Annotated in this window: 21 protein-coding genes, 1 pseudogene and 1 riboswitch; of the genes and pseudogenes, 8 read left to right on the top strand and 14 right to left on the bottom strand. The window is 60.9% G+C overall.

Annotated elements, in window-relative coordinates; genetic code table 11:
* Positions 1-54: 54 nt before the first annotated feature.
* The 10 genes from tolA to ribD all read right to left on the bottom strand — a co-directional run bounded on the left by tolA (position 55) and on the right by ribD (position 8,075).
* Positions 55-960 (bottom strand): cell envelope integrity protein TolA, encoded by a 906-nt coding sequence (gene tolA / locus IEX16_RS13950; RefSeq protein WP_188709093.1) that lies wholly within the window; start codon positions 958-960, stop codon positions 55-57.
* An 18-nt stretch (positions 961-978) separates the two neighbouring features.
* Complete coding sequence (locus IEX16_RS13945; RefSeq protein WP_188709092.1) at positions 979-1,410, bottom strand: ExbD/TolR family protein; 432 nt, start codon at positions 1,408-1,410, stop codon at positions 979-981.
* A 104-nt stretch (positions 1,411-1,514) separates the two neighbouring features.
* Positions 1,515-2,207: a protein TolQ gene (gene tolQ, locus IEX16_RS13940; protein WP_188709091.1), complete on the bottom strand. Its 693-nt coding sequence runs from the start codon at positions 2,205-2,207 to the stop codon at positions 1,515-1,517.
* The gene (gene ybgC, locus IEX16_RS13935) at positions 2,204-2,623 is read right to left on the bottom strand and encodes a tol-pal system-associated acyl-CoA thioesterase (RefSeq protein ID WP_188709090.1); all 420 of its coding nucleotides are present in this window, start codon (positions 2,621-2,623) and stop codon (positions 2,204-2,206) included. The genes tolQ and ybgC overlap by 4 nt, the downstream gene beginning before the upstream one ends.
* Before the next feature lie 118 nt (positions 2,624-2,741).
* The gene (locus IEX16_RS13930; protein ID WP_373288348.1) at positions 2,742-3,947 is read right to left on the bottom strand and encodes a pyridoxal phosphate-dependent aminotransferase; all 1,206 of its coding nucleotides are present in this window, start codon (positions 3,945-3,947) and stop codon (positions 2,742-2,744) included.
* A gap of 8 nt (positions 3,948-3,955) precedes the next feature.
* On the bottom strand, positions 3,956-4,474 hold the full coding sequence (gene nusB / locus IEX16_RS13925; RefSeq protein ID WP_188709089.1) for a transcription antitermination factor NusB: 519 nt from the start codon (positions 4,472-4,474) through the stop codon (positions 3,956-3,958).
* A gap of 29 nt (positions 4,475-4,503) precedes the next feature.
* On the bottom strand, positions 4,504-4,968 hold the full coding sequence (ribH, locus tag IEX16_RS13920) for a 6,7-dimethyl-8-ribityllumazine synthase (protein WP_188709088.1): 465 nt from the start codon (positions 4,966-4,968) through the stop codon (positions 4,504-4,506).
* A gap of 3 nt (positions 4,969-4,971) precedes the next feature.
* Complete coding sequence (gene ribBA / locus IEX16_RS13915) at positions 4,972-6,084, bottom strand: bifunctional 3,4-dihydroxy-2-butanone-4-phosphate synthase/GTP cyclohydrolase II (protein ID WP_188709087.1); 1,113 nt, start codon at positions 6,082-6,084, stop codon at positions 4,972-4,974.
* Between the two features lie 4 nt (positions 6,085-6,088).
* On the bottom strand, positions 6,089-6,724 hold the full coding sequence (locus IEX16_RS13910; RefSeq protein ID WP_188709086.1) for a riboflavin synthase: 636 nt from the start codon (positions 6,722-6,724) through the stop codon (positions 6,089-6,091).
* Positions 6,725-6,944: 220 nt separating this feature from the next.
* Positions 6,945-8,075 (bottom strand): bifunctional diaminohydroxyphosphoribosylaminopyrimidine deaminase/5-amino-6-(5-phosphoribosylamino)uracil reductase RibD, encoded by a 1,131-nt coding sequence (gene ribD / locus IEX16_RS13905; RefSeq protein WP_188709085.1) that lies wholly within the window; start codon positions 8,073-8,075, stop codon positions 6,945-6,947.
* 192 nt (positions 8,076-8,267) lie between these two features.
* Between ribD and IEX16_RS13900 the strand changes: the two genes are divergently transcribed.
* The 7 genes from IEX16_RS13900 to IEX16_RS13870 all read left to right on the top strand — a co-directional run bounded on the left by IEX16_RS13900 (position 8,268) and on the right by IEX16_RS13870 (position 16,378).
* On the top strand, positions 8,268-8,735 hold the full coding sequence (locus tag IEX16_RS13900; protein WP_188709084.1) for a hypothetical protein: 468 nt from the start codon (positions 8,268-8,270) through the stop codon (positions 8,733-8,735).
* A gap of 142 nt (positions 8,736-8,877) precedes the next feature.
* Entirely contained in the window at positions 8,878-9,435 is a 558-nt protein-coding gene (locus IEX16_RS13895; protein WP_188709147.1) for a GspH/FimT family pseudopilin, read from the top strand.
* A 53-nt stretch (positions 9,436-9,488) separates the two neighbouring features.
* Positions 9,489-10,025, top strand: a complete 537-nt coding sequence (pilV, locus tag IEX16_RS13890) for a type IV pilus modification protein PilV (RefSeq protein WP_188709083.1) — start codon at positions 9,489-9,491, stop codon at positions 10,023-10,025.
* Between the two features lie 14 nt (positions 10,026-10,039).
* A complete protein-coding gene (locus IEX16_RS13885; RefSeq protein ID WP_188709082.1) occupies positions 10,040-10,951 on the top strand; it encodes a PilW family protein in 912 nt (303 codons plus the stop codon).
* Positions 10,952-10,991: 40 nt separating this feature from the next.
* Positions 10,992-11,528 carry a pilus assembly PilX family protein gene (locus IEX16_RS13880; protein ID WP_188709081.1) on the top strand — a complete coding sequence of 179 codons (537 nt, stop codon included), beginning with the start codon at positions 10,992-10,994 and terminating at the stop codon, positions 11,526-11,528.
* Positions 11,529-11,540: 12 nt separating this feature from the next.
* Positions 11,541-15,896 carry a pilus assembly protein gene (locus IEX16_RS13875; protein WP_188709080.1) on the top strand — a complete coding sequence of 1,452 codons (4,356 nt, stop codon included), beginning with the start codon at positions 11,541-11,543 and terminating at the stop codon, positions 15,894-15,896.
* 20 nt (positions 15,897-15,916) lie between these two features.
* Positions 15,917-16,378 carry a type IV pilin protein gene (locus IEX16_RS13870; RefSeq protein WP_308421352.1) on the top strand — a complete coding sequence of 154 codons (462 nt, stop codon included), beginning with the start codon at positions 15,917-15,919 and terminating at the stop codon, positions 16,376-16,378.
* Positions 16,379-16,402: 24 nt separating this feature from the next.
* Here the strand turns inward: IEX16_RS13870 and nrdR are convergent, their stop codons facing one another.
* The 4 genes from nrdR to IEX16_RS13850 all read right to left on the bottom strand — a co-directional run bounded on the left by nrdR (position 16,403) and on the right by IEX16_RS13850 (position 19,720).
* On the bottom strand, positions 16,403-16,852 hold the full coding sequence (gene nrdR / locus IEX16_RS13865; RefSeq protein ID WP_188709079.1) for a transcriptional regulator NrdR: 450 nt from the start codon (positions 16,850-16,852) through the stop codon (positions 16,403-16,405).
* A gap of 97 nt (positions 16,853-16,949) precedes the next feature.
* Complete coding sequence (glyA, locus tag IEX16_RS13860) at positions 16,950-18,194, bottom strand: serine hydroxymethyltransferase (protein WP_188709078.1); 1,245 nt, start codon at positions 18,192-18,194, stop codon at positions 16,950-16,952.
* Positions 18,195-18,243: 49 nt separating this feature from the next.
* Positions 18,244-18,373, bottom strand: a riboswitch (ZMP/ZTP riboswitch).
* A gap of 50 nt (positions 18,374-18,423) precedes the next feature.
* Positions 18,424-19,299 (bottom strand): lytic transglycosylase domain-containing protein, encoded by an 876-nt coding sequence (locus IEX16_RS13855; protein WP_188709077.1) that lies wholly within the window; start codon positions 19,297-19,299, stop codon positions 18,424-18,426.
* Between the two features lie 220 nt (positions 19,300-19,519).
* Positions 19,520-19,720 carry a hypothetical protein gene (locus IEX16_RS13850; RefSeq protein ID WP_188709076.1) on the bottom strand — a complete coding sequence of 67 codons (201 nt, stop codon included), beginning with the start codon at positions 19,718-19,720 and terminating at the stop codon, positions 19,520-19,522.
* Positions 19,721-20,203: 483 nt separating this feature from the next.
* Between IEX16_RS13850 and IEX16_RS20305 the strand changes: the two are divergent.
* Positions 20,204-22,789 (top strand): annotated as a pseudogene (locus tag IEX16_RS20305) (DUF748 domain-containing protein); the annotation flags it as partial.
* Between the last annotated feature and the right edge of the window lie 12 nt (positions 22,790-22,801).

The raw sequence follows: 22,801 nt of genomic DNA, 5'->3' as shown, positions 1-22,801 counted from the left end.
CTGGTTCATGCTGCGTGGATCCCGGATCGAGTCCGGGATGACAGTCAGGGACGCTCAGTCCTTGGGCCGAAACTCCAGAATCATGGGCGTCGGCACTCGGCCATCCACGTCTTTCGGCATGGTCTCTGTGCGAATGATGGCCTTGATCACGGCATCGTCCCAGGCTTTGTTGCCACTGGGTTTGATCAGGCGCTGGCTGAGGATGGTGCCGTCCGGCCCGGTGCGCACCTCGACTTCGGAAGTCGGGTTGCCGGCAATGTCTTCGGTGAAGACAATGTTGGGCTTGACTTTGGCGCGCACCTTGCCGCCGTAGCTGGCTGAAGGCCCGCTGGCTTTTTGCGCCGTGCCTTTGGCGTCGGCTCCACCGGTAGCGCCGGCCAGACCCATGGCGCGTTTGATGTTGTCCTGGCGCAGCTTTTCCGCCGCAGCGTCCGCCAGCTTTTTCTTCTCCGCATCTTTCGCGTCAGTTTTTTTGTCTTCGGCCTTTTTGGCTTCCAGCTTCTTGGCTTCCTCGGCCTTGCGTTTGGCGAGGTCTTCCTTGGCCTTCTGCTCTTTGTCCTTTTTGGCCTGAAGCTCTTTCAGTTTGTCCTGCTCGGCTTTGGCCTTTACCAGCTCAGCCTCTTTTTTCTTCAGTTCCAGCTTGCGTTTTTTCTCGCGCTCAAGCGCAATGTCCGCGTCAGGCGCGGGTGGCGGTGGCAGCGCTTTGACCACGGGCTCGGGTGGCGCAGGGGGAGGAGGAGGCGCTGGCGGAGGCTCCACCAGCTTGGGCGCCGCTTCCTGCGGCAGGCTGGACCACAGTTCGGCTTCAAACGACAGATCCGGGTCGCTGTGTTTCCAGTTGATGCCCCAGGTCAGCGCAGCTATCAGCAGCGCATGCACCAGCAGCGCCAGGCCCAAGGACCGCAGCGCACCGGGATCGGGTTGCGGTGCAAGGTCGAGGCGGTCAGCGGCGCTGGGCATTGATGGAGGGCACCTCGGTCAGTTGCCGGTTTGCACCGACAGGCCGACGCGCGCGACACCGGCCTTTTGCAGCGCGTCCATGACCTTGACCACGGTTTCATACTTGATGGATTTGTCGGCGCTGATCACCACCGGTGTCACCTGATCGCCAGCCGGTACCGATGGCTGCAAACGCTTGACGGCCGCGCCGATCTCCGTCAGCCGTGCCGGAACCGACTTGCCTTCCGACTTGATCTGGATGACTTCGTCCTTGCTGATCTCGATCTGGATAGGTTTCGGCGGCTGGCCCGGCGCCTTGCCGACCTTGGGCAGCGCAATCATGCTGGGCGTGATCAGCGGCGCCGTCACCATGAAGATGATGAGCAGCACCAGCATCACGTCGATGAAGGGCACCATGTTGATTTCGCTGATGGTGCGGCGGCCGCGACCGCGGGATGAAACTGTTGGCATGTGTTTTTCCTAGGCCGGCCGCCGCGCCGGGCCGCCCCAAGCAAGGCCAGCCCCCTCGGGGGGCAGCGTATTACACGAAGTGATAAGCGTGGGGGTCCACATGTCTAGTGACCGGAAGGCGAGGTGGCGCCCAGGTTGCGCTGCAGGATGTTGGAGAACTCCTCGATGAAGGTCTCCAGCTTGTTGGCGACGCGGTCGATGTCGTGCGCAAAACGGTTGTAGGCGACCACGGCCGGGATGGCGGCGAACAGGCCGATGGCGGTAGCCACCAGCGCTTCGGCGATGCCGGGTGCCACCGAGGATAGCGTCACTTGCTCAAGTGCTGCCAGGCCTGTGAAGGCGTGCATGATGCCCCAGACCGTGCCGAACAGGCCGACGTAGGGCGAGACAGAACCCACAGTGGCCAGAAAAGACAGGTTGGCCTCGACCGCATCAACCTCGCGCTGGTAACTGGCGCGCATGGCGCGGCGGGCGCCGTCCAGCAGGGTGCTGGGGTCGGCCATGCGCCGCTCGCGCAACTTCTGGAACTCGCGCATGCCGCTGGCAAAAATACGCTCCATGGGGCCGCTGGTTTTGGCGTTTTGCGTGGCCGCAGCGTACAGGTCATTCAGGCTGGTGCCGGACCAGAACTCGCGGTCAAACTCGTCGTTGAGCGACTGCACGCGTTTGAGCGAGATGATTTTGCGGAAAATCGCCGCCCAGCTCGCAATCGACACGCCGACCAGCAATGCCACCACGCCCTGGACCACCCAGCTGGCGTTGAGGAGGAGGTTGACGATGGATAGATCCTGATTCATGTTGTGGTTTCCAGACGGTCAAGGAGGTCAGCGGGAATTCGTGCAGGTTTCAGGCCAGCGGCATCGACCCAGCCAATGCGTATCGTGCCTTCACACAGCAGAACGGGCCCATGCTCTGATTTTAATAGCGCCTGTTGCCCGATTATCAAGGACGCGCGGCCTTTTTCAATCAGGCCCGCGGTAACAATCAGTTCATCATCGAGTCGCGCTGGCCGGTGGTAACGCACGCTGGTCTCAATCACGACAAACATCCCGCCTGTGCTCTCGCGCAGCGCGTGTTGTTCAATCCCCAGTGATCTGAGCCATTCGGTGCGTGAGCGCTCAAAAAATTTCAGGTAGTTGGCATAAAACACAATGCCGCCGGCATCGGTGTCTTCCCAGTACACGCGCAGCGGCCATTGAAACGTGACCCCCACGCTTTTTACTTCGTGTGCCTGCGGCGGTGCGCTGCCCCTTGCACGAAGAAGAGGGGCCGCTGCGCCTGCGCTCTGGCGAAGCCAGTCCCGCGGCCCCTGCTTGAAAGGATTGCCAGGGCTAGCCAATGACTTTCTCCAGCCGCGCGACGGCTTCCTGCAATTGCGCCATCGAGTTGGCCGTGGAAAAGCGGATGTAGCGTTCGGGCGCCATGGTTCCGAAATCGCGACCTGGTGTCACCGCCAGATGGGCACGCTGCATGAGTTCAAAAGCGAAGTCCCAACTGCCTGACACCCCCAGCCGTTTCGCAGCATCCGTGCAGTCGGCATAGGCGTAAAAAGCTCCGTCCGGCATCACCGGCACCTTCAGGCCGAGACGGTTGAGTTCGGGAATGAAGTAGTCGCGCCTGGCTTTGAACTCGGCACGGCGGCGTTCGTATTCGGCCAGGCTCTCAGGCTCAAAGCAGGCCAGCGCCGCGTGCTGCGCCACGGTGCTGGGGCAGATGAACAGGTTTTGCGCGATGCGCTCGATCACCGGCGCAAGTTCCTCGGGGACCACCAGCCAGCCCAGGCGCCAGCCGGTCATGTTGAAGTATTTGCTGAAGCTGTTGATGCTGATGATGTTTTGGCCCAGGCCATCGGCCATGGCCAGCGCCGTGTGCCCGAAGTTTTCTTCGTAGCTCAGGCCCAGGTAGATCTCGTCGATCAGCGTGATGCCGCCACGGCTGTGCACAAACGCGTGGATGCGGCGCAGTTCGTCCGGTGCGATCGAGGTGCCGGTCGGATTCGACGGGGAGGCCAGCAGCACGCCACGGGTACGCTCGGTCCAGGCAGCCTGCACCTTGGCGCTGCTGAGCTGGAAGCGTTCTGCAGCGCTGGTCGGCACCAGCACCGCGTTGCCTTCGGCGGCGCTGACAAAATGCCGGTTGCAGGGATAACTCGGGTCCGGCATCAGGATGTCGTCGCCGGCTTCTATCAGCGCCAGGCAGGCCAGTTGCAGCGCCGCCGATGCGCCTGCGGTGATGATGATGCGGGCCGGTGCCACATCGGCCTGAAAGCGCGAGGCATACCAGCCGCTGATGCGTTCACGCAGGCTTTGCAGACCGGTAGCCTGGGTGTATTGGGTGTTGCCGTCGTGGATGGCGCGGGCCGCGGCTTGCTGAACCAGCGGCGGCGCGGTGAAGTCCGGCTCGCCAATGTTGAGGAAGATCATGGGCCGGGACGTGTGCGCTACCTCCCTGGCAAGGGTGGCCGCCGCCTTGGCAACTTCCATCACGTAGAAAGGCTCAATGCGCTGGGCGCGCCGGGCGATTCGCAGGGGCGTCATGCTGCGTATCAGGTTTTTTTGTCGGCAGCGACTTCGGCTGCCCGGAAGTTGGGAGCCAGCTTGTGCAACACACCGTTGACGTATTTGTGGCCATCGGTGCCGCCAAAGGCCTTGGCCAGCTCGATACATTCGTTGATGACCACGCGGTAGGGCACATCCAGGCAGTGCTTGAACTCATAGGCGCCTATCCAAAGCACCGCGTGCTCGACCGGCGAGATTTCCACCATCTTGCGGTCCAGCAAGGGTGTGAAGCTCTCGTCCAGCGCGGCGGCCTCGCTGATGCAGCCGTGCAGCAGGGCGTCGTAGTGTGCGGAGTCCGCCTTGTGAAAGCCGACCAGGTCCCGCGTGAAGGCATCGATGGACTCCGCTTGGTTGCGTCCCACCAGATGCTGGTACAGCGCCTGAAGGGCAAACTCGCGCGCGCGCGTGCGCGCCGATTTGTCCGCGGCTTTTTTGACGCCGGTGTCGGTCAGGCCGGTGCGGGTCTGCGGCGGGCGTTTGGGTTTGGTGGGGGGGGTGTCGGACATGCGCGCCTGGTGAATGTGTTGCGGTGTGTTCAGGAAAGTTCGTTCAGCAGATTGGCCATTTCCACGGCAACCCGCGCCGCATCGCGGCCCTTGTCTACCTGTCGGGCTTCGGCCTGGGCGACGTTTTCCACGGTCAGGATGGCGTTGGCGATAGGCAACTGGTAGTCCAGCGCCAGCCGACTGACCGAGGCGCCGCTTTCATTGGCAACGAGTTCAAAGTGGTAGGTTTCGCCGCGGATGATGCAGCCCAGTGCAATCAGCGCGTCGTACTGGTCACGCTCGGCCAGCGCTTGCAGCGCCGACGGAATTTCTAGCGCACCCGGTACCTTGACGTGGTGGATGTTTTTTTCTTCAACGCCAAGCGCCAGCAACTCCTGCCAGCAAGCCTGAGCCAGGGCATTCGTGATACTTTCGTTGAAACGCGCCTGAACGATGCCTACCGAGAGTTTTTTGCCGTTCAGATGATCGGCTGAGCCTTTTTCTGCACCAAACACGTTTTATTCCTTTTTGTTGGCGATATAGCCGGTGATCTCAAGGCCGTAACCCGTCATGCTGGGCATTCGGCGCGGGTTGCCCATCAGTTCCATCTTGTGCACGCCGCACTCGCGCAGGATCTGCGCACCCACGCCGTAGGTACGCAAGTCCATGCGGCCGCGCTCTGGCGCCTGGCTGGCGCGCGCCGTGCCCTCGAACTGCGCAAGCAACTGGGCTGCGCTTTCGCCGCAATTGAGCAGCACCGCGACACCTTTGCCTGCCTTGGCCAGATGCGTCAGGCTCTGGTCCAGGCTCCAGGAATGCATGGACCGACCGGTTTCCAGGGCGTCCAGCACCGACAGCGGCTCGTGCACGCGCGCGGCCACGGCTTCGTCTGCGCCCCATTGGCCCTTGACAAGCGCGAGGTGCAGGCCTTGGCTGGGCTGGTCCTTGAAAGCATGCACGGTGAATTCACCGAAGGCTGTCTGAATGATGCGCTCGCCGATTTTTTCAATCAGCGAATCATGGCGGCTGCGGTGCGCAATCAGGTCGGCAATCGTGCCGATTTTCAACCCATGTTCGGCAGCAAAGACCTGCAGGTCTGGCAGGCGTGCCATGGTGCCGTCGTCCTTCATGATCTCGCAGATCACGGCCGACGGGGAGCAGCCGGCCATACCGGCCAGGTCGCAGCCGGCTTCTGTATGGCCTGCACGCATCAGCACGCCGCCGTCAACGGCCTGCAGCGGAAAGATATGGCCGGGCTGGACCAGGTCGCTGACTTTTGCGTCCCTTGCCACTGCAGCCTGCACCGTCCGGGCCCGGTCTGCCGCAGAAATACCCGTGGTCACACCTTCGGCAGCCTCGATGGACACGGTAAACGCCGTGCCCATTTTGGTTCCATTGCGCGCCACCATGGGTGGCAACTGCAGCCTTTCACAGCGTTCACGCGTGAGTGTCAGGCAGATCAGGCCGCGGCCGTAACGCGCCATGAAGTTGATGGCCTCAGCGCTGACGTGGTCGGCGGCCAGCACCAGATCGCCTTCGTTTTCGCGGTCTTCTTCGTCGACCAAAATCACCATGCGACCGGCGCGCATGTCGGCCACGATGTCTTCAACAGGGGAGATGGCGATTGTCATGGGTTCAGGTGTTCTTTCCGCTTTGGAGCATGCGTTCGACATAACGTGCGATGAGGTCGATTTCGAGGTTGACCTGTGATTGGGGTCGCAGGTGGCCCAGTGCCGTGTTTTGCACCGTGTGGTCGATCAGGTTGATGCTGATCTCACAGCCGGGCGCTGCGCCGTTCAGGTCGACCACCCGGTTGACCGTCAGACTCACGCCATTGACGGTGATCGAGCCCTTGTAAGCCAGATATTTGGCCAGTTCACGGGGCGCCAGAACTCGTAATTCCCAACTTTCCCCGACCTGCGCAAAATGCGTGACCGTGCCGACGCCGTCGACATGGCCGGCGACGATGTGGCCGCCGAGGCGGTCATGGGCGCGCAAGGCTTTTTCAAGATTGATAGGGCCGGGTTCGCTCAAGCCGCGGGTTTTGTCGAGTGATTCAGCGGAAATTTCGATGGAAAACTGCTTGTTTTCGGGTGCCAGCGTCGTGACCGTCATGCAGGCACCGTTCAGGGCGATGCTGTCACCCAGGCCCACGTCGTCAAGGTAACCCGCAGGCGCCTCGATCTCGAGGCGCTTGCCGTGGTCCAAAGAGCTGCCCAGGCGATGGACAGCGACGATGCGCCCCACGCCGGTAATGATTCCGGTAAACATGGACGTATTTTCGCAGAGATTGCCGTGGCGTATGGCGCGGCCCCGGAATTAGGGCTTGAGGAAGCGCCGAACAAGCCCCCTGCGGCGCGCGATCATCCGGGCTCAGGCGGCCTGCTGCGTTGAATTTCTTGCCAATAGCCAGCTATTGACTGCGAAATCCGCCTTGCATCCCATCCCGATCCGTCTGCCGCACATCCGCAAGGACTTATTCAACGCTTCCTTAAAAGGTGTCGCGCCCGCGAACCCTGGCCACAATACGCAGGTCAGGGCCGAGTTGTTCGGCGGACCGGAATTCGAGCTCTACTGCCTGTGACAGCGCGGTGATGGGGCCGAAATTGGCCATGCCGCTGCCTTGGCCTATCAATTTGGGGGCGAGGTAAACCAGAAACTCATCGACCAGACCCTCGCGAATCAGCGACCCATTGAGTTTGTGCCCGGCTTCCACATGCAGCTCATTGACCTCGCGATGCGCCAGGTCGTGCAACATGGCGGGCAGATCAACCTTGCCGCAGATACCGGGCAGATAAATGACGGTGGCGCCGCGCGCTTCCAGTGACGCCTTCTTTTCGGCGTTTTGCTCGGCTGTATAGATGTAAAGGGTACGGCCGGGGATAAAAAGATTCGCGTCCAGTGGTGTGTCCAGGCGGCTGTCCACCACCACCAGGTGCGGCTGGCGCGGCGTGTCCACCAGCCGCACGTCCAGCCGCGGGTTGTCCTGCAGCACAGTGCCTATGCCGGTAAGGACGGCAGAGGCGCGCGCGCGCCAGGCATGGCCGTCCGCGCGGGCGGTGTCCGAGGTGATCCACTGGCTGGCGCCGTTGTCAAGCGCAGTCTTGCCGTCCAGCGAGGCAGCGACTTTCATGCGCACCCAGGGTGTCTTACGGACCATGCGGCTGAAAAAACCGATGTTGAGTTCGCGCGACTCGGCAGCGCCGGGGCCGACCTCCACCTCCACGCCCGCAGCCCGCAGCCGCGCAAAGCCCTGTCCTGCGACCAGCGGGTTGGGGTCTGCGATGGACGCCACCACCTTCTTGATGCCAGCGGCGATCAGCGCGTCGCAGCAGGGGCCGGTGCGGCCGTGGTGCGAGCAGGGCTCGAGCGTGACGTACGCGGTCGCGCCAGCCACCGAATGGCCCTGCGCGGCCGCGTCGCGCAAGGCCATAATTTCTGCGTGCGGGCCACCGGCGTGTTGGGTGTGACCTTCTCCCAGCACGGTTACTGATGGAGAGATAATCGAGCAGCCCACAGTGGGATTGGGTGGTGGCAAACTCTTGTTTTCCGATGCCAGCCGCAACGCATTCATCATGGGCGCTGCGAGATGATTTGCAGGGATGCTCTTGTTGTTTGTCATGGTTTCACCGTCCGTCCAGTGGGTACATCCCCGTTGTCATTTTAGGTGGACGCCCAAGGGACGTTTATATTTGTGCATGTTGGTCTCCCCGTGTTTCGTTTTTGCCGTGCATGGGCAAAGCTTCGTATGTTTCCTGTTGGAGGAGGCGTGAGCGCAGGGGAAGGAATAGAAACTGCTGGGCAAGAGCCGGCTATGCAGGAGCCGAAGATACCGAACCTGCTGCTTGCGCTGGGCTTGGCCTCGCTCGCCCATATCCTGCTTTTATTTGCATTGACGGCAAACCCGGATGTCAGGCGCGGTGTCGAAGCGACGGTCGAACAGGCGCCTGGGTGGCCAGGAATCCGGGCGCAGATCATGGCCGAGCGAGCCCCTGCTGTCGCGGCGCAGATCAGTCCTGTTCCGTTGGAAGACACGGCTTCTGACGCAGCCCTGTCCATCGAACAAAAAATGCCTGTGCAAAAAAAAGTCGTGGAGCTGGAGCGCCAGGTGCTTGAACAGCCGCAGCAGCGTGAACAGGCGCAAGAGGAGCAGCGTGAGCAAAATCAAGGCTGTCTCGGACCTGAAGAAATGGCGAGGCTCGCACAGCCGCCGGGCGGAGAGTCGGGCGCGCTTGGCAATGGTCAGGCCATTGGGGTTGGCATCCCATGCGTGGAGGGATAGTCCCGGGGAAAATATTGGAATGCCGCAGCGAATCCGCGCTCGACGACCCCCCTGCGTGTTTCGCGTACCGTCCGGCGGGCTCCCCTGACCACACATCGGGGAGCGCTGTCGTGCCAAAAGCGCTCCAAGTAAGCTTCAGCCCATGAAACCTCGCCAATCGGGCTTTACCTTGATTGAACTGCTGGTCACGCTCACTGTGGTCGCGGTTCTGGCCGCGCTGGCGGTGCCAAGCTTCAGGGCCCTGTTCGTCAAACGCTCGGTTTCTGCCGCTGCGGATGCTTTCGTAGTGGACATGCGGTATGCGCGCTCTGAGGCCATCAAGCGTTCGGCGGGCGTCACCATCTGCAGTTCCTCCACCGGAACGACTTGTGCAGGGACCGCAGGTGCGTGGAAGGATGGTTGGATAGTGTTTGTTGATATTCTGGCCAATGGGACTCTGGATGTGGCGGACGGAGACGAGATAGTGCGCGTGCAGCAGGCCTTGCCGACGATTTCTTTGATGCAGGGGACTGCGGGCACTAGCCCAGCTAACGACTTGCGCAAATTTACTTTTCAACCGGCGGGATGGGCAAGGGCTTCTTCCCAGACTTTTGTTCTGACCCCGACCGGAAGCGATGGTGCGTCGTTTACGCGTCTGATCTGCGTCTCCAATCAGGGCAGGGCCGCCCTGAGGCCGGAAGGAGTTACATCATGCAGCTAGACGGGACTCAGTCTGCTCAGCCCGGGGAACGATGTGCACGGCGTGCCCGGCAAATGGGCGGCTCACTCATTGAGGTGTTGATCTCGATAGTGATTGCGTCAGTGGCTTTGCTGGCTCTCGCAGGCGTCAATGCCTCCTCGATTCGCTACACCAAGATGTCCCAATACAGGGCGACCGCTGCGCAACTTGCTGCCGACATCGGTGAGCGCATGCGTGCCAGCAAAGGCACGGCAACCACCGGATTTTTGGCTGGCAATTACGACTACACGGCAACTTTCGCCGGTCAGGCCACCAAGGCAACCTTACCGGCAGCCTTGTGCAATTTGCCCACCGATACCTGCACCCCTGCCCAGATTGCTGCACTTGATTTGGCTCAGTGGCGTATTTTTGTCCGCGACCAACTGCCCGAAGGCTCGGTTTTTATCCTTCGGCAGTCGGGCCAGGTGGCTGCAGATGTCTGGGTTGCCTGGCGCGACCCGGCGGTTGCAAATACCGATGAGGCACCCGCACTGACGCTGGAATGCCCCGACGCGATGAGCACCGAAAGCGATTTGAGCATCCGCTGCAGCTTTTTCCGGATCAACTTATGAGGCAGTCTGCGTCCATGATTTCAAGATCACGCGTTCGTGGGGTATCCCTGATTGAAGTGATGATCTCAATGGTGATTGGCATCGTGGTCGTTGGCGCCGTGCTGATCAGTTATATCGGGTCAGGGCAGACCAACAAGCGCCAGGCCGCGTATGGGGAGATGAATGAGAACGCGCAAATTGCCCTGTCAATCCTGCGCTCCGATCTGCTGCTTGCTGGGTATGCCCAAAGCACCTCGGTGGTCAATACAGGCGGCGTGAAAACCTTGGGCAAAACATTCTCGACCAAGCCTATTTTGGGTTGTGGGCTGGGTTTTGTCTCAGCCAATACGACGGGCGTCGCTGCGTGTAAAACCACTGGAACAGAGACGCCGGCGATTGAAATAAGCTACGAAGCGGACCTGACCAACAGCATTCCCACCAGCAGCAACTTTCCTTCCGATTGCATTGGTAACTCCCTTCAATACGTCGCCCAGACAGTGGCTGTTGGCGGGCAAAATATCACGTTCTACGAGACTCACAATCGATACTACCTTGCCACCACGGGGACTGGGGTTGGGGCCCGCACGGAGCTGCATTGCGCCAGTGCGGCAAAGACATCAGGCGGCGCCGCGATCGGCGGTCAGCCACTTGTGGATAACGTCGACGTCATGCAGATCTGGTACGGCGAAGCCGGGGCTGCCGGTTCACGCCAGATCGTGCGGTACGTCGCAGCCGGTCCGGCCGTTGTCATCGACTGGCAGAACATCATCAGCGTTCGGGTGTGCCTGCTGATGCGCAGTTCAGATCGGGTGCTCTCCGGCGAAGACACAGCGTTGGGCTTGGCCGGTTATCTCGATTGCAATTCCGCGGCCCAGACGTCGGCTGACGGCTATCTGCGCCGCGCGTATTTTCTGACCACAACCCTACGCAACAAAATGACCTTCTAAGGGCATCATGCGCACTCCTCGACACCCTTCTGGACGCCTGGTGCGTCATCACCGCCAGTCCGGCATTTCGCTGATCGTGGTGATGATCATGGTGGTGATCATCGGATTGACGTCGGCGGCAGCCATTCGTAACGCCACCTCTGGTGAACGTGCAACCAACAACATCCGGCTTCAAAGCCAGGCCCAGCAGTACGCTGAGGCGGCGTTGCGCTATTGCGAGAGTGAAGTCACGAAGGCGAATGACACCCGCGTAGCGACTTTGCGCAACGCCAACATTGTTCAGACGGCTTTTGGCGCACCCCAAGCGGGATGGGAGGACCCGGCTACCTGGACCGGGGCTGGCCTCGCGTCGGCGTCCAGAACAACGCTGCCGATTGCCCAGATCAAGTCGGACGACAGTTCTGTGACGCCCGCGACTCGCCCGCAGTGCGTGGCCGAGCGCCAGATTCTGGCCGACGGCGGACTCGTGATGGTGATTACTGCCCGGGGCTTCAGCCCCGGCTACACGGCCAATGCCAACGGAATCACGACGGGCGGATCGGTCGTCTGGCTGCAATCAATTTCGTATCTGGAATAAAGGGATTCAACTATGTCCATCCTCAACAACCATGGTATTGCGGATGCTCGCAAGCCATTGGCGGCAACCTCACTTCTGCTGATGGCGGCCATGCTGCTGGTTGCCGGCATGGCATGGTCCCAGCCATCCCAGTCGCCTTTGCTCAGCCGCAGCGGCGGGGGCGTGGCACCCAACGTGATGCTGGATCTGGACGATTCGGGTTCCATGCTTTACCAGTTCATGCCGGAAGGCGACTTTGTCGTTGGCGGCAAGACCGTCAAAATTGGCGGGGACCGGGGGATCGTGACACATCCGTCCGATCCTCGTCAATTCACCAACAACAGGGGCATATTTTCTGCCGATACAGCGGCTACCGGCGAGGAGTTGAGCTATCAGCAACGGGCGAGGTCCTCTGACGTCAATACACTCCACTACAACCCCGAAACCACATACAGGCCCTGGATTCGGAGCGATGGGACACGTTTTCCCGCAGCTGTGTTGACCGCAGCCCAGTTTAATCCACAGGTCGCCTCTGCGTCGATCACGTTCATGGGCGCCGGCAACGCTGCCACCGCCGGCAGTGGCAACGTGACCCCCGCCCTTCCTGGGAGCAGGGTGGCCAATGATTTGTTGATTTGCCTGGCACAATCGTTCGATCTGGTCAGCCACACCACCGCATCGGCGGGCTGGACCATGATCTACAACCTTAAAGGTAGCGACACCAGTGCGTCGGCTTTTTACAAAATAGCAGGCGCGTCCGACGCTAACCCGGTGATCACCCACACCGGTGGCGCGGCGATTGTGGCGAGGTGTTTTGCCTATCGCGGCGTTGACACCGCCCAGCCCTTTGACGTTGCATATGCTGCGCCAGCCGGCGCAACTTCCAGCAGCACCTCCGATTCGACCATCGGAACCGGTTCGGTGACGACCGTCACGGCCGACACCCTGATCTTGATGGCCTCCCACCAGGCCAACAATTTCAACAATCTTGGTGTTACCACCGCAGGCGGCTTGACCTGGTCTCAAGCGGGTCTGGCTGACTTCAATGGATCAGGCAGCGGTAACACCAATGACGTTGGCATCGGCTTGCATCACGCGACGAAGTCGGCCGTAGGCGCGGTCGGTCCCCTCGTTGCCACGAGCAACACCTCCGAACGCAACACCGGCGTTTTGCTGGTTCTCCGCAAGGGCCCCTCGGCCCCGGTCATCGCCGGCACTAGCGTCGACCTGATGGCGGCAGCGAGCAACATAAGTGCGCGTTGGTGTGTCAAATCGTTGCATGTTGACGCTAACGGCGCCGAGTTGGCGTGCCCGCCAGCGACCCGGAGTTACACGCCGATGCTTTTTTACAGATTGAAAAAATCAGGCGGTGTCTACATGGACCCCACGGTGACTGCCAATTTTGACAGTTATAACCTGACCAATAACACCAAAAACGGTGCCGCGGGTGCAGCGCCGCAGACTTACGCCACACGCACCGACTGCACAAACAACGTCTGTAGTCTGGCCCAGGAAAGGCAAAACTATGCCAACTGGTATGTCTACCACCGCTCCCGCCTGCTGGTGGCGCAGGGCGCCATCGCGGAGTCCTTCTGGAACATGGATGAAAACAAGTTGCGTGTGGGTTGGGGTTCGATTCACAAGGACTACTCCACCATTGATGGCGACAGCGTGGCCACGGTCGTCGCCGGTGTGAGGAAGTTCACCCCCGCTCGCAAGGACGCCATGTTTGATTTTGTGCGCAACATTGCCGTGGAGTCGGGTACGCCTCTGCGTAGCGCGCTCTGGGGAGTGGGGGAGTACTACACCAAGGAAAGTCCGTGGGCCGATGACCCGGGCAATCTATCCTTTAAAGACCCGGTTGGCAGTTTCCCTAAAAACTGCCGCCGGGCGTACCACTTGTTGATTACCGACGGTTTGTGGAACACGGCCGGAGCGCCTTTCAACAAGACAGTCGGAAACTTCGATGGCGGCGCCCCTTCGGGTGATGCCAATGCGTTTGCAACGGGCTATCCGAAAATAACGACATCGGGCAACGAATACCAGTACGCGCCCACTGCGCCTTTCAAGGATTCCAATAGCGACACACTGGCTGATTTTGCGAGTTATTTCTTTAACCAAGATTTGCGACCGACGCTGGATAACAATGCGCAACCGACGCCGCCCAACAAGCAGTTCTGGCAAGGCATGGTCAACTACACCGTGGGTATCGGCCTGAAAGGTACGCTGGACCCCGCCACCGACTTGCCAGCCCTGACGAAGGGCGATAAAACTTGGGGCACGGACAAGGTGGATGACCTGTGGCATGCAGCAGTCAACAGCGAGGGCCAATACTTCAGCGCAAAGAATTCCTCGGAGCTGGCGGAGGCTTTGACGTCTGCGCTGACCACCACCACCCAAAGCGAGTTGCGCGAAGCCGGCGTTGCGACCGCTTCCAGTGTGTTGGAAGACGGCAATCGCAAATACATTCCGTTTTACAAGTCAGGCGCGTGGACCGGCGATGTCCGGGCCTTCGAGCTGGATGCCAAGGGTCTGACGAAAGTAGGCTCGGGCCCGAATGGCGAACTGTGGTCTGCTGGCAGCAAGCTGCCAGCATGGAGTTTGCGCAATATCCTCACCTGGAATTCGTCCACCGGCGCGCCGAGCGCCTTTACCTGGGCGGACATGGGTGCGATCAACCAGGCCGCGATCGGTCCCATCGCCGGCAGCAGTGCACTGGTGGACTATTTGCGCGGAGACGCAAGCAATGAAGAGACATCCGCCGTGCCGACCAATCCCTACCGAGCACGTGGGACACGCCTTGGGGATTTCATCAACTCCAACCCGGTACTCGTCAAAGGGGGCATTGATCTGGGCTACCAAACCTTGACGGACGGCGGCTCAGCTTACAGCACCTACCGTACCACTGTGAAGGCAGTGCGGCCGGGCGTGCTGTTTGTGGGGGCGAACGACGGTATGGTGCATGCCTTCAAAGACACTCAGGGCGCAGTGGCTGCCGATGATGGCAAGGAAATTTTTGCTTATGTGCCGCGAGAGGTGTATCCCAACCTGTCAAAACTGAGTGACAAGGATTACGGCTTGACGACGCTTTACCACCAGTTTTTTGTGGATGGTGCCTTCAGCGAAACCGATGCCTATGTCAAGGCGACGTCTGCTGCTGCGACGGCATCCTGGCGCAACTACCTGGTCGGATCCTTGGGCTCAGGCGGCCGTGCGGTGATGGCCTTTGATGTCACCGACATGAGCTCACCGGGGGCCGCCAACATCAAATGGGAGTTTTCGCAGGCCAACGACGGTGATCTTGGGTATGTATCGGCGCCAGTCGAGGTCGGTGTGTTGCCCAACGGCACCTGGGTGGCGGTTTTTGGCAACGGACCTTTCAGCACCGATGGCAAGGCCGTGCTGTTTGTCCTCAACCTGGAAACCGGCGCGGCGACCAAGCTGGTTGTGGATGCCCTTACTCCCGCCAACGGCCTGGGCGGCGTGGGTGTGCAACGCGACGCCAGTGGCTACATTACCAACCTGTTCGCTGGTGACTTGAACGGTAGTCTGTGGAAGTTTAATTACGACGCTGGTGCGGCTTCCAAGTTTGTCGTGTCCGGCACGCAGCCCCTTTTCCGTGCCACATCACCCCTGGTTGCAGTGCAACCGATTACCCAGGCGCCGCTTGTGTACGACCACAGCCTGGGGGGCAAGCTGGTTGTCTTTGCAACTGGCAAGCTGCTGGTGGAGGCTGACCGCGACACCACAGGGGTTCAGTCAATGTACGCCGTGTGGGACAAGCCGGCCGATACCGTGACGCGCCCCATGAGCCGCGCCTCCCTGGCGGCCCGTGCGCTTTCCAAGGTGACCGGTGCCAGCGGATCCGTCTTCTACTCCTTGTCGGGTACGTCGGTGAACTACAGCAGCCTGGAGCGCGGCTGGGTCATAGATCTTTCCGTGATCGAGGGCGCAAAGAACCTGTTGTCGGGTCAGCGCGTCATATATCCACCCCAGAAGGTCAGCCTGAAGTTGGCGCTGCTCAGTACCATTGCGCCGGCTGAACAAGCCGCCGTATGCACCGCGGCAACCGGCTTGGGCGCCAACTACCTGATTCCCGTGCAGGACGGCTTGAACCCGTCTTACAAATTGTTTGACACCAACGGTGATGGCTTTTTTAATTCGTCTGATACGGCGGTGACAGGTTATGCCACAAACGTCGACGGCATTGATTCGGTGGTCAAAGGGCTTGCGCCACCCGCTGCGCCCGGTGAGTGCCAGAAAATAAGCTTGCAAAATACCACTGGGCAGGTCACGGCCTGCGAGGAAGTCGAGTTGCCGCCGGTAGGCAGCACCACAACAATCAGGGACCGCACTTGGCGTCGTATCATCAACCCGCCAATCCGCTGAACACAATGACAAGGACAGCCATGATGCAGCGTGATCAACTTCGCCGCTTTGGACCGAGAAAAAATTCGGGTTTCACCCTCATCGAGCTGATGATTGTTGTCGCGATCATCGGCATTCTGGCGGCCGTTGCGTTGCCGAGCTACACCGAATATGTGCGGCGTGGCGACAGGGCAGCGGCCCGCGCCGCGCTTCTGGAGGCGCAGCAATTCATGGAGCGCTACTATGCGGCCAACAGTCGCTACACCACCACCGATGCGGGCACGATCAGCCCGACATTGCCTGCAACACTGCAAGCAGTGCCGGTCAATTCACCAAAGTACGATCTGGTTCTGGGTGCGCCCGCAGTGAACTCGTATACCTTGACCGCCACACCTCGGATTGCAGATACCAAGTGCGGAAACCTGACCCTCACCAACACGGGCGTCAAGGGGAAAAGCACCACGGGACAGACCGCTCAGGATATCCAGGCGTGCTGGCGATAAACCGGGCGGGCGGGGTTCACCGGCTCAGCGCCGCACCTCGTCAACCAAGGTCTTGAACTCGTCAATATCTTCAAAACTCCGGTAAACACTGGCAAAACGCACGTAGGCTACCTTGTCGAGCTTTTTCAGCTCGCGCATGACAAGCTCCCCGAGCCGGGAGGAGGGCACTTCGCGCAGGCCAAGGTTCAGCAACTTTTCCTCGATCCGCTCAATCGCCGAGTCCACCTGTTCAGTGCTGACCGGGCGTTTGCGCAGGGCGAGGTTCATCGATCCCAGAATCTTGCTGCGTTTGTACTCGATGCGGCGGCCGTCTTTTTTGACAATCGCCGGGAAGTTGACGTCGGGACGCTCGTAGGTGGTGAAGCGTTTTTCACAGGCGCCGCACTGGCGGCGGCGACGTATGAAGTCTGCGTCTTCCGAGACGCGGGTTTCGACCACCTGGGTTTCCAGGTTGCCGCAAAACGGGCACTTCACGGCGTGCTGCCAGGAATTAAAGACAAAATTGGCCTCCAGCCCATACCGGGCGGACGCAAGCAGCTATAAAAAAGATAGCTACTGCGCCGTACATGGTTTAGCGGTAAACCGGGAACCGGCTGGTCAGCGCATTGACCTTGGCGCGCACCGCCTCAATGTTCGCCGCGTCGCGCGGCTTGTCGAGCACGTCGGCGATCAGGTTGGCGGTCAGGCGCGCTTCTTCGTCCTTGAAGCCGCGCGTCGTCATCGCCGGGGTGCCAATGCGCACGCCGCTGGTGACCATCGGTTTTTCCGGGTCGTTGGGAATCGCGTTCTTGTTGATCGTCATGTGGGCGCTTCCCAGCACCGCTTCGGCTTCCTTGCCGGTGATGCCCTTGGCGCGCAGATCCACCAGCATCAAATGGCTTTCAGTGCGGCCGCTGACGATGCGCAGGCCGCGTTGCATGAGGGTCTCCGCCACGATCTGCGCGTTTTTCAGCACCTGTTGCTGATAGCACTTGAACTCGGGGGCCAGTGCTTCCTTGAAAGCCACGGCTTTTGCCGCGATCACGTGCATCAGCGGGCCGCCTTGCAGGCCGGGAAAAATCGCGCTGTTGATGGCTTTTTCATGCTCGGCCTTCATCAGGATGATGCCGCCGCGCGGGCCACGCAGGCTTTTGTGTGTGGTCGATGTCACCACGTCGGCATGCGGCACCGGATTGGGGTAGACGCCCGCGGCCACCAGGCCGGCGTAGTGGGCGATGTCCACCATGAAGATGGCGCCGACGGCCTTGGCCACTTTGGCAAAGCGTTCGAAGTCGATGCGCAGGCTGTAGGCCGAGGCACCGGCGATGATCAGCTTGGGTTTTGATTCGTGGGCCTTGCGCTCCATCGCGTCGTAATCGATTTCTTCCTTGTCGTTCAGGCCGTAGCTGACGACGTTGAACCACTTGCCGCTCATGTTGAGCGCCATGCCGTGGGTCAGGTGCCCGCCTTCGGCCAGGCTCATGCCCATGATGGTGTCTCCTGGCTTGAGGAAGGCCAGAAATACTGCTTCATTGGCCGAGGCGCCGCAATGCGGCTGCACGTTGGCGGCCTCGGCGCCGAAGATCTGCTTGATGCGATCAATGGCGAGTTGTTCGGCCACGTCCACATGTTCACAGCCACCGTAGTAGCGACGGCCGGGGTAGCCTTCGGCGTATTTGTTGGTGAGCTGCGAGCCCTGTGCGGCCATCACGGCCGGCGAGGCGTAGTTTTCGCTGGCGATCAGCTCGATGTGGTGCTCCTGGCGCGCATTTTCAGCGACGATGGCAGCCCACAGTTCGGGGTCGGTTTGTTCGACGAGAATATTTCGGTTGTACACGGCAGTCCTTCAAGACGTGGTCCCTGTCCTGGCACGAGGTCCATGAAACAAGGGCTGCCCAGGCGAACGGCTAAACGCCGCTGTCACCGATGACAGCCGGCGGTGCGCTTCCCAGTGGTATCCCACGTCGGCCTTGCCCCTTGATAGGGGCCAGCCTATCGCCAGTCGCGCACGCCCTAGTGTAACGGAGTCAATGCCTGCCTCTGTGCAAGCCCGCTGCCCAGGATCATCAGGATACGGACAGGCTGGCGACTTTTTCGCTGGCTTTGGGGCCTGACAATTCCGGACTGTCGGAATTGATTGGCATAGAGGCCGGGATGGCCAGTGGCGGTCGCACCGGGGAATAGGCCGGTGCGCGGCCATTGGCCACTGCCTGCAGGCGGCCATGTTCGGCCATGACCTTGGCGGCATAACCGCCGTCGGTTTCATGATTGGCCGCACCGACGTAATACTTCAAACCGGCTTCGATCGAGCCGGCGCGGGCGATGCACTCCTGCAGCACCTTGACGCCAACGCGCAGATTGGTCACCGGGTCAAAGGCGGCCAGCTTGCCACCGAAATTTTCATATTTGTCATGGTGAATCTTGGTCATGACCTGCATCAGGCCCTGCGCGCCCACCGGGCTTTGGGCGAACGGGTTGAAGCCCGATTCGATGGCCATGATGGCCAGGATCAGTGTGGGGTCGAGTTTGGCTTTCTGGCCAATCTCGAAGGCTTCGGCCACCAGCACGCTCAGCGGTTCGGGCGCGATGCCGTATTTGCGGCTCAGCCAGAAGGCCACTGCGGCTTGCTGCTTGGGCAGGTCCTTGGGGTTGGCCGCCGTGGCGCGATCAATCGCGTCAGGCTCGGTAAAGCCGATGGCTGCTTCCTGGCGCTCCTGCAGCAAGGTCATCAGACGCGATTCACCGGCCTGACGCAGATCCGGGCGGGCGGTGAGAGTGATCACGGCAAACACCACGGCCAGGCCGACCAGGGCAAAGCTGTTGTGCGTGATTTCGAAAAACCCCTGGGCAATGTCGTCTGCGATGCTGGCAAGACTGTTACCCACATTTTTCTGGATGGCCCGCAAGGTGGCTGCGGGGCTTGATTGTCCTAGCGCTGTCATAGCACTCCTTTCTATGCGCGGCGGCTTTTAGAGCTCTCACGCTTTGATTGGGTCGCCATCAAACCAAGGCCGTGCCTCGGGGTGTTGACCCTTGTCTGACTTTGCCGGATTCGGCAGCGGGTTCGGGTTGTCCCTTGGTTTCTCCGGGACGGCGAATTCTATGGGCCGTCTAAATAACTTGTCAATGATATCAATCATGATTGATATATAAAATTAAGGATTAAATAAGGAAATCCAAAGCAAAGACCTTCTGTATCGGCCGTTTTGGCGGTTTTTGGAGCAATTGCTCTAGTGGGGTCGGTTTTTGCAAATTCTGGAAGTTAGCTGTACGTGTTTCCAGTAAATCCAAGTAGCTCAAGGCCTTGCGGCGTGTTTGCAGAAACTGCTGGAGCATGCAATCAAGTCGAAAAAAGCTGAACACGGTGGCTCCTCCTGTCTGCCTGTAGGACAAATTCCCGAGATGTAAAGCTGCCAAGAAAATCCCAATCGCCCGGCATTTTTTGATTACAAATATTGACTTGCCCGGAGCGCGGGTGAGGTTTAACCTGCAATTGCTTGAGTACCTCAAGCATTCGCTGGGTAACCAATCCCGGTAAACCTGAGAGCAATCACTTGCTTTCATCGCACTGAAGACGAACTTCTCTTCTTTGCGAAGCCCGACGGCATGAGCATCATGTTCGCCGTCAACCCCGGTCGGCCTAGCTGCCCGGGGTTTTTCATTTGTGGCGCCTGCATGGGGTCGCCGAAAAATCATTGACCTTTGAGCACCGGCACGAAAGACTCGTCGCCTATGACAAGCAATGTTTTGAAAAGCCGGGCCACAGATTTATGGCTCGTCGTGTCGGCGCGCGTGCTTGGCGTTGCCCGGTCGCCGCGTTGGCACCGTCGCGCCGCTTGGGCCTAGGTGGGCTTGTTGCTGTTGTGGGCCCTGGCCTGGGCGGCCGTGCCTGCTGTCCTGAAGTCCCAGCTTGAGAGAGGCGCGTCTGAAAAGCTCGGGCGGCAGGTCACGGTGGGGGCGATTGACTTCAAGCCCTGGTCGCTTGAACTCACATTGAGCGACCTCGCCGTCGCCAAAGCGGGCGCTGCGGCAGTATCCTCTTCGCAATCACCTTCAGAGCCATCTACGCAGTCGCCTGCACCGCCGCTGCTTCAGGCGTCTCCCCAGCAAATCCCTCAGCTAACCATCAAGCGCCTCTATATAGATGGCGAGCTGCAGTCCCTGCTAAGGCTGGCGCCCGTGGTTGACGCCATCGAGGTCGGTGAACCGCTGCTGTCGCTGACGCACCTGGGGCAAGGGCGCTACGACATCGACGACATCCTGGAGCGCCTCAAACCCGCCACCGATGAGCCGGCCGGCAAGCCGCAGCGTTTTGCGCTATACAACCTGGTGCTCAGCGACGGCAGGGCGGACTTCAAGGACCTGGCCGTGGGCAAGCGCCACGAGCTGCGGGACCTGAAGCTGCCCGTGCCTTTTTTGAGCAATCTGCGCTCCCAGCGCGATATCAAGACCGCGCCGCACCTGACCTTCACGCTCAACGGCAGCCGCTTTGACACCGCCGCCGAGGGCACGCCTTTTGCCCAGACCCGAAAAACCGACGCCACTTTCCAGCTCAGCGCGCTGGACCTGCGGCCTTACCTCGGCTACCTGCCGGCCAGCCTGCCGCTGCGGCTGCAAAGCGGGGTACTCCATGCCGACCTCAAAGTGGCTTTTGAGCAGACGCCCGAACCCGTGGTCAAGCTTTCCGGCACCGTGACGGCCGATCAGGTTCGGCTGCTCAGCGCTGCCGACGGGCCCGCGCCCGTCCCGGAATTGCTGGCGTTTGAGCGCCTGCAGGTGGTGATGGACGATGTGCGGCCGCTGGCGCAAGTCATCAAGCTGTCGTCAATCGTGCTCACGTCGCCCGTGCTCAGCATCACGCGCGACCGCGCCGGGCAATTGAACCTGCTGCCGGCCAGTGCACAATTTGCTACGAAAAGCATAGCTGTCGGAAACCGTCCGGAAAGGGCTGGAGGCCAAAACGATGCCCCTTCTCCGGCGCCCGCTGCGCCTGCAAGCGCGGCCCGCCCCGCGCCCGCCTTGGCATCAGCCAAGCCCTGGAAAGTTCAGGTGGTCAGCCTCGCGGTGCGCGGCGGCTCCGTCAACTGGTTGGATCAACGCCTGGCCTCGCCCGCACAGATCCGGTTGAACGGCTTGGTGCTCGACGCCTCCGCGATTGCTTTTCCATTTGCGGCCGGCGCACCGCTGCAGTTCAAGGGGTCCATCGGTCTGGACGCCGCTGCCGTGGCTGCCACCGCACCGCAAGCCGCGGGCTGGAAGAAGGCTGTCCACGCTGGACTGGTCCCATCGGCGCCGGCAGCCAAGCCCGCATTGCTGAGCTTCAGCGGGAGCGCGACCGACCAGATGGCCCGGGTCAATGCCACCTTGACGGCCTGGCCGCTGAACATGGCCGCCAAATACATCGGCCAGTTTCTGCTGCCGGCCCTGAACGGCCAGCTCGACGCCGGGTTGGGCATCAACTGGCAGGCGGCCCGTGGCGACAAGGCGCAGGTCTTGCAACTCACCGCGCCCAAACTGTCCGTGCGCGAGATCCTGCTGGCCGAAGGCAAAACCTCGCTGGTGTCGGTGCAGCGGGTGGATGTCACCGGCATGGACATCGACGTGGCTGCCCAATCCTTCAAGGCCGCCAAGATGCAGCTGAACCAGCCCAAGGCACGGGTGTACCGCGATGCCGACAAGCGCTGGATGTATGAGCGCCGGATGGCCAGCCATGGCCTGGGGCCACAGTCAGGCGCAGCGCCTGACAACAAAACCACCACTCCCACAGCCCCCACCACTTCGGCCTGGCGTGTCGCCATCAGCGATGTGTCGCTGGACGGCGGCGCCCTGTCGTTTTCGGACAAGGCTGGCGCCAAACCGGTGGACTTCGAAGTCATGGGCGTCAAGGCGCAACTGCAGGGGCTGCTGCTCGACGACAGGCCGTCGGCCCGAGCCCATGCCGCCAAACCCATGCCGTTGAGTGCGTCGCTGCAGTTGGCAAGCGGGCGCTTGGCACCCGGCAAGCTGGAGTTGAAGGGCAGCCTGGGGCTGGCCCCCATGCAGGCGCAGGGCCAGCTCGTGTTGCAGCGCCTGCCGCTGCAGGCCTTCAAGCCTTATTTCGGCGACCAACTCAATGTGGATTTGCTGCGTGCCGACGCGAGCTTTCGTGGCCGCATCGCATGGCGCCAGACGCCGGCCGGCCCGCAGGCGCAACTGGCCGGTGATGTGGCGCTCGAAGAGTTCCAAGCCAACACGCTGGCGCCCAGCGAGGGGCTGCTGGCGTGGAAGGCGCTGAACCTGCGCGGACTGGCGGTGGCGCTGGACCCGGCCCAGGCCGCGCGCGTGGATGTGCGCGAGACCGTGCTAAGCGACTTTTTTGCACGCGTGATCATCACGCCAGAGGGCCGCATCAACCTGCAGGACCTGCTAAAGCCGCAGCTCGGCGCCGTAGGTGCTATTAAAACA

Source organism: Polaromonas eurypsychrophila (assembly GCF_014641715.1).
In the GTDB taxonomy this organism is placed as follows: domain Bacteria; phylum Pseudomonadota; class Gammaproteobacteria; order Burkholderiales; family Burkholderiaceae_C; genus Polaromonas; species Polaromonas eurypsychrophila.
Note: the sequence above shows the minus strand (reverse complement) of the source record. Positions and strands in the feature narration are given on the sequence as shown.

Excerpts from the sequence above, each read along its gene's own strand:
- tolA (WP_188709093.1), bottom strand. The coding sequence starts at position 960 with ATGCCCAGCGCCGCTGACCGCCTCGACCTTGCACCGCAACCCGATCCC.
- IEX16_RS13945 (WP_188709092.1), bottom strand. The coding sequence starts at position 1,410 with ATGCCAACAGTTTCATCCCGCGGTCGCGGCCGCCGCACCATCAGCGAA.
- tolQ (WP_188709091.1), bottom strand. The coding sequence starts at position 2,207 with ATGAATCAGGATCTATCCATCGTCAACCTCCTCCTCAACGCCAGCTGG.
- IEX16_RS13930 (WP_373288348.1), bottom strand. The coding sequence starts at position 3,947 with ATGACGCCCCTGCGAATCGCCCGGCGCGCCCAGCGCATTGAGCCTTTC.
- nusB (WP_188709089.1), bottom strand. The coding sequence starts at position 4,474 with ATGTCCGACACCCCCCCCACCAAACCCAAACGCCCGCCGCAGACCCGC.
- ribBA (WP_188709087.1), bottom strand. The coding sequence starts at position 6,084 with ATGACAATCGCCATCTCCCCTGTTGAAGACATCGTGGCCGACATGCGC.
- IEX16_RS13910 (WP_188709086.1), bottom strand. The coding sequence starts at position 6,724 with ATGTTTACCGGAATCATTACCGGCGTGGGGCGCATCGTCGCTGTCCAT.
- ribD (WP_188709085.1), bottom strand. The coding sequence starts at position 8,075 with ATGACAAACAACAAGAGCATCCCTGCAAATCATCTCGCAGCGCCCATG.
- IEX16_RS13900 (WP_188709084.1), top strand. The coding sequence starts at position 8,268 with ATGCAGGAGCCGAAGATACCGAACCTGCTGCTTGCGCTGGGCTTGGCC.
- IEX16_RS13895 (WP_188709147.1), top strand. The coding sequence starts at position 8,878 with ATGAAACCTCGCCAATCGGGCTTTACCTTGATTGAACTGCTGGTCACG.
- pilV (WP_188709083.1), top strand. The coding sequence starts at position 9,489 with ATGGGCGGCTCACTCATTGAGGTGTTGATCTCGATAGTGATTGCGTCA.
- IEX16_RS13885 (WP_188709082.1), top strand. The coding sequence starts at position 10,040 with ATGATTTCAAGATCACGCGTTCGTGGGGTATCCCTGATTGAAGTGATG.
- IEX16_RS13875 (WP_188709080.1), top strand. The coding sequence starts at position 11,541 with ATGTCCATCCTCAACAACCATGGTATTGCGGATGCTCGCAAGCCATTG.
- IEX16_RS13870 (WP_308421352.1), top strand. The coding sequence starts at position 15,917 with ATGATGCAGCGTGATCAACTTCGCCGCTTTGGACCGAGAAAAAATTCG.
- IEX16_RS13855 (WP_188709077.1), bottom strand. The coding sequence starts at position 19,299 with ATGACAGCGCTAGGACAATCAAGCCCCGCAGCCACCTTGCGGGCCATC.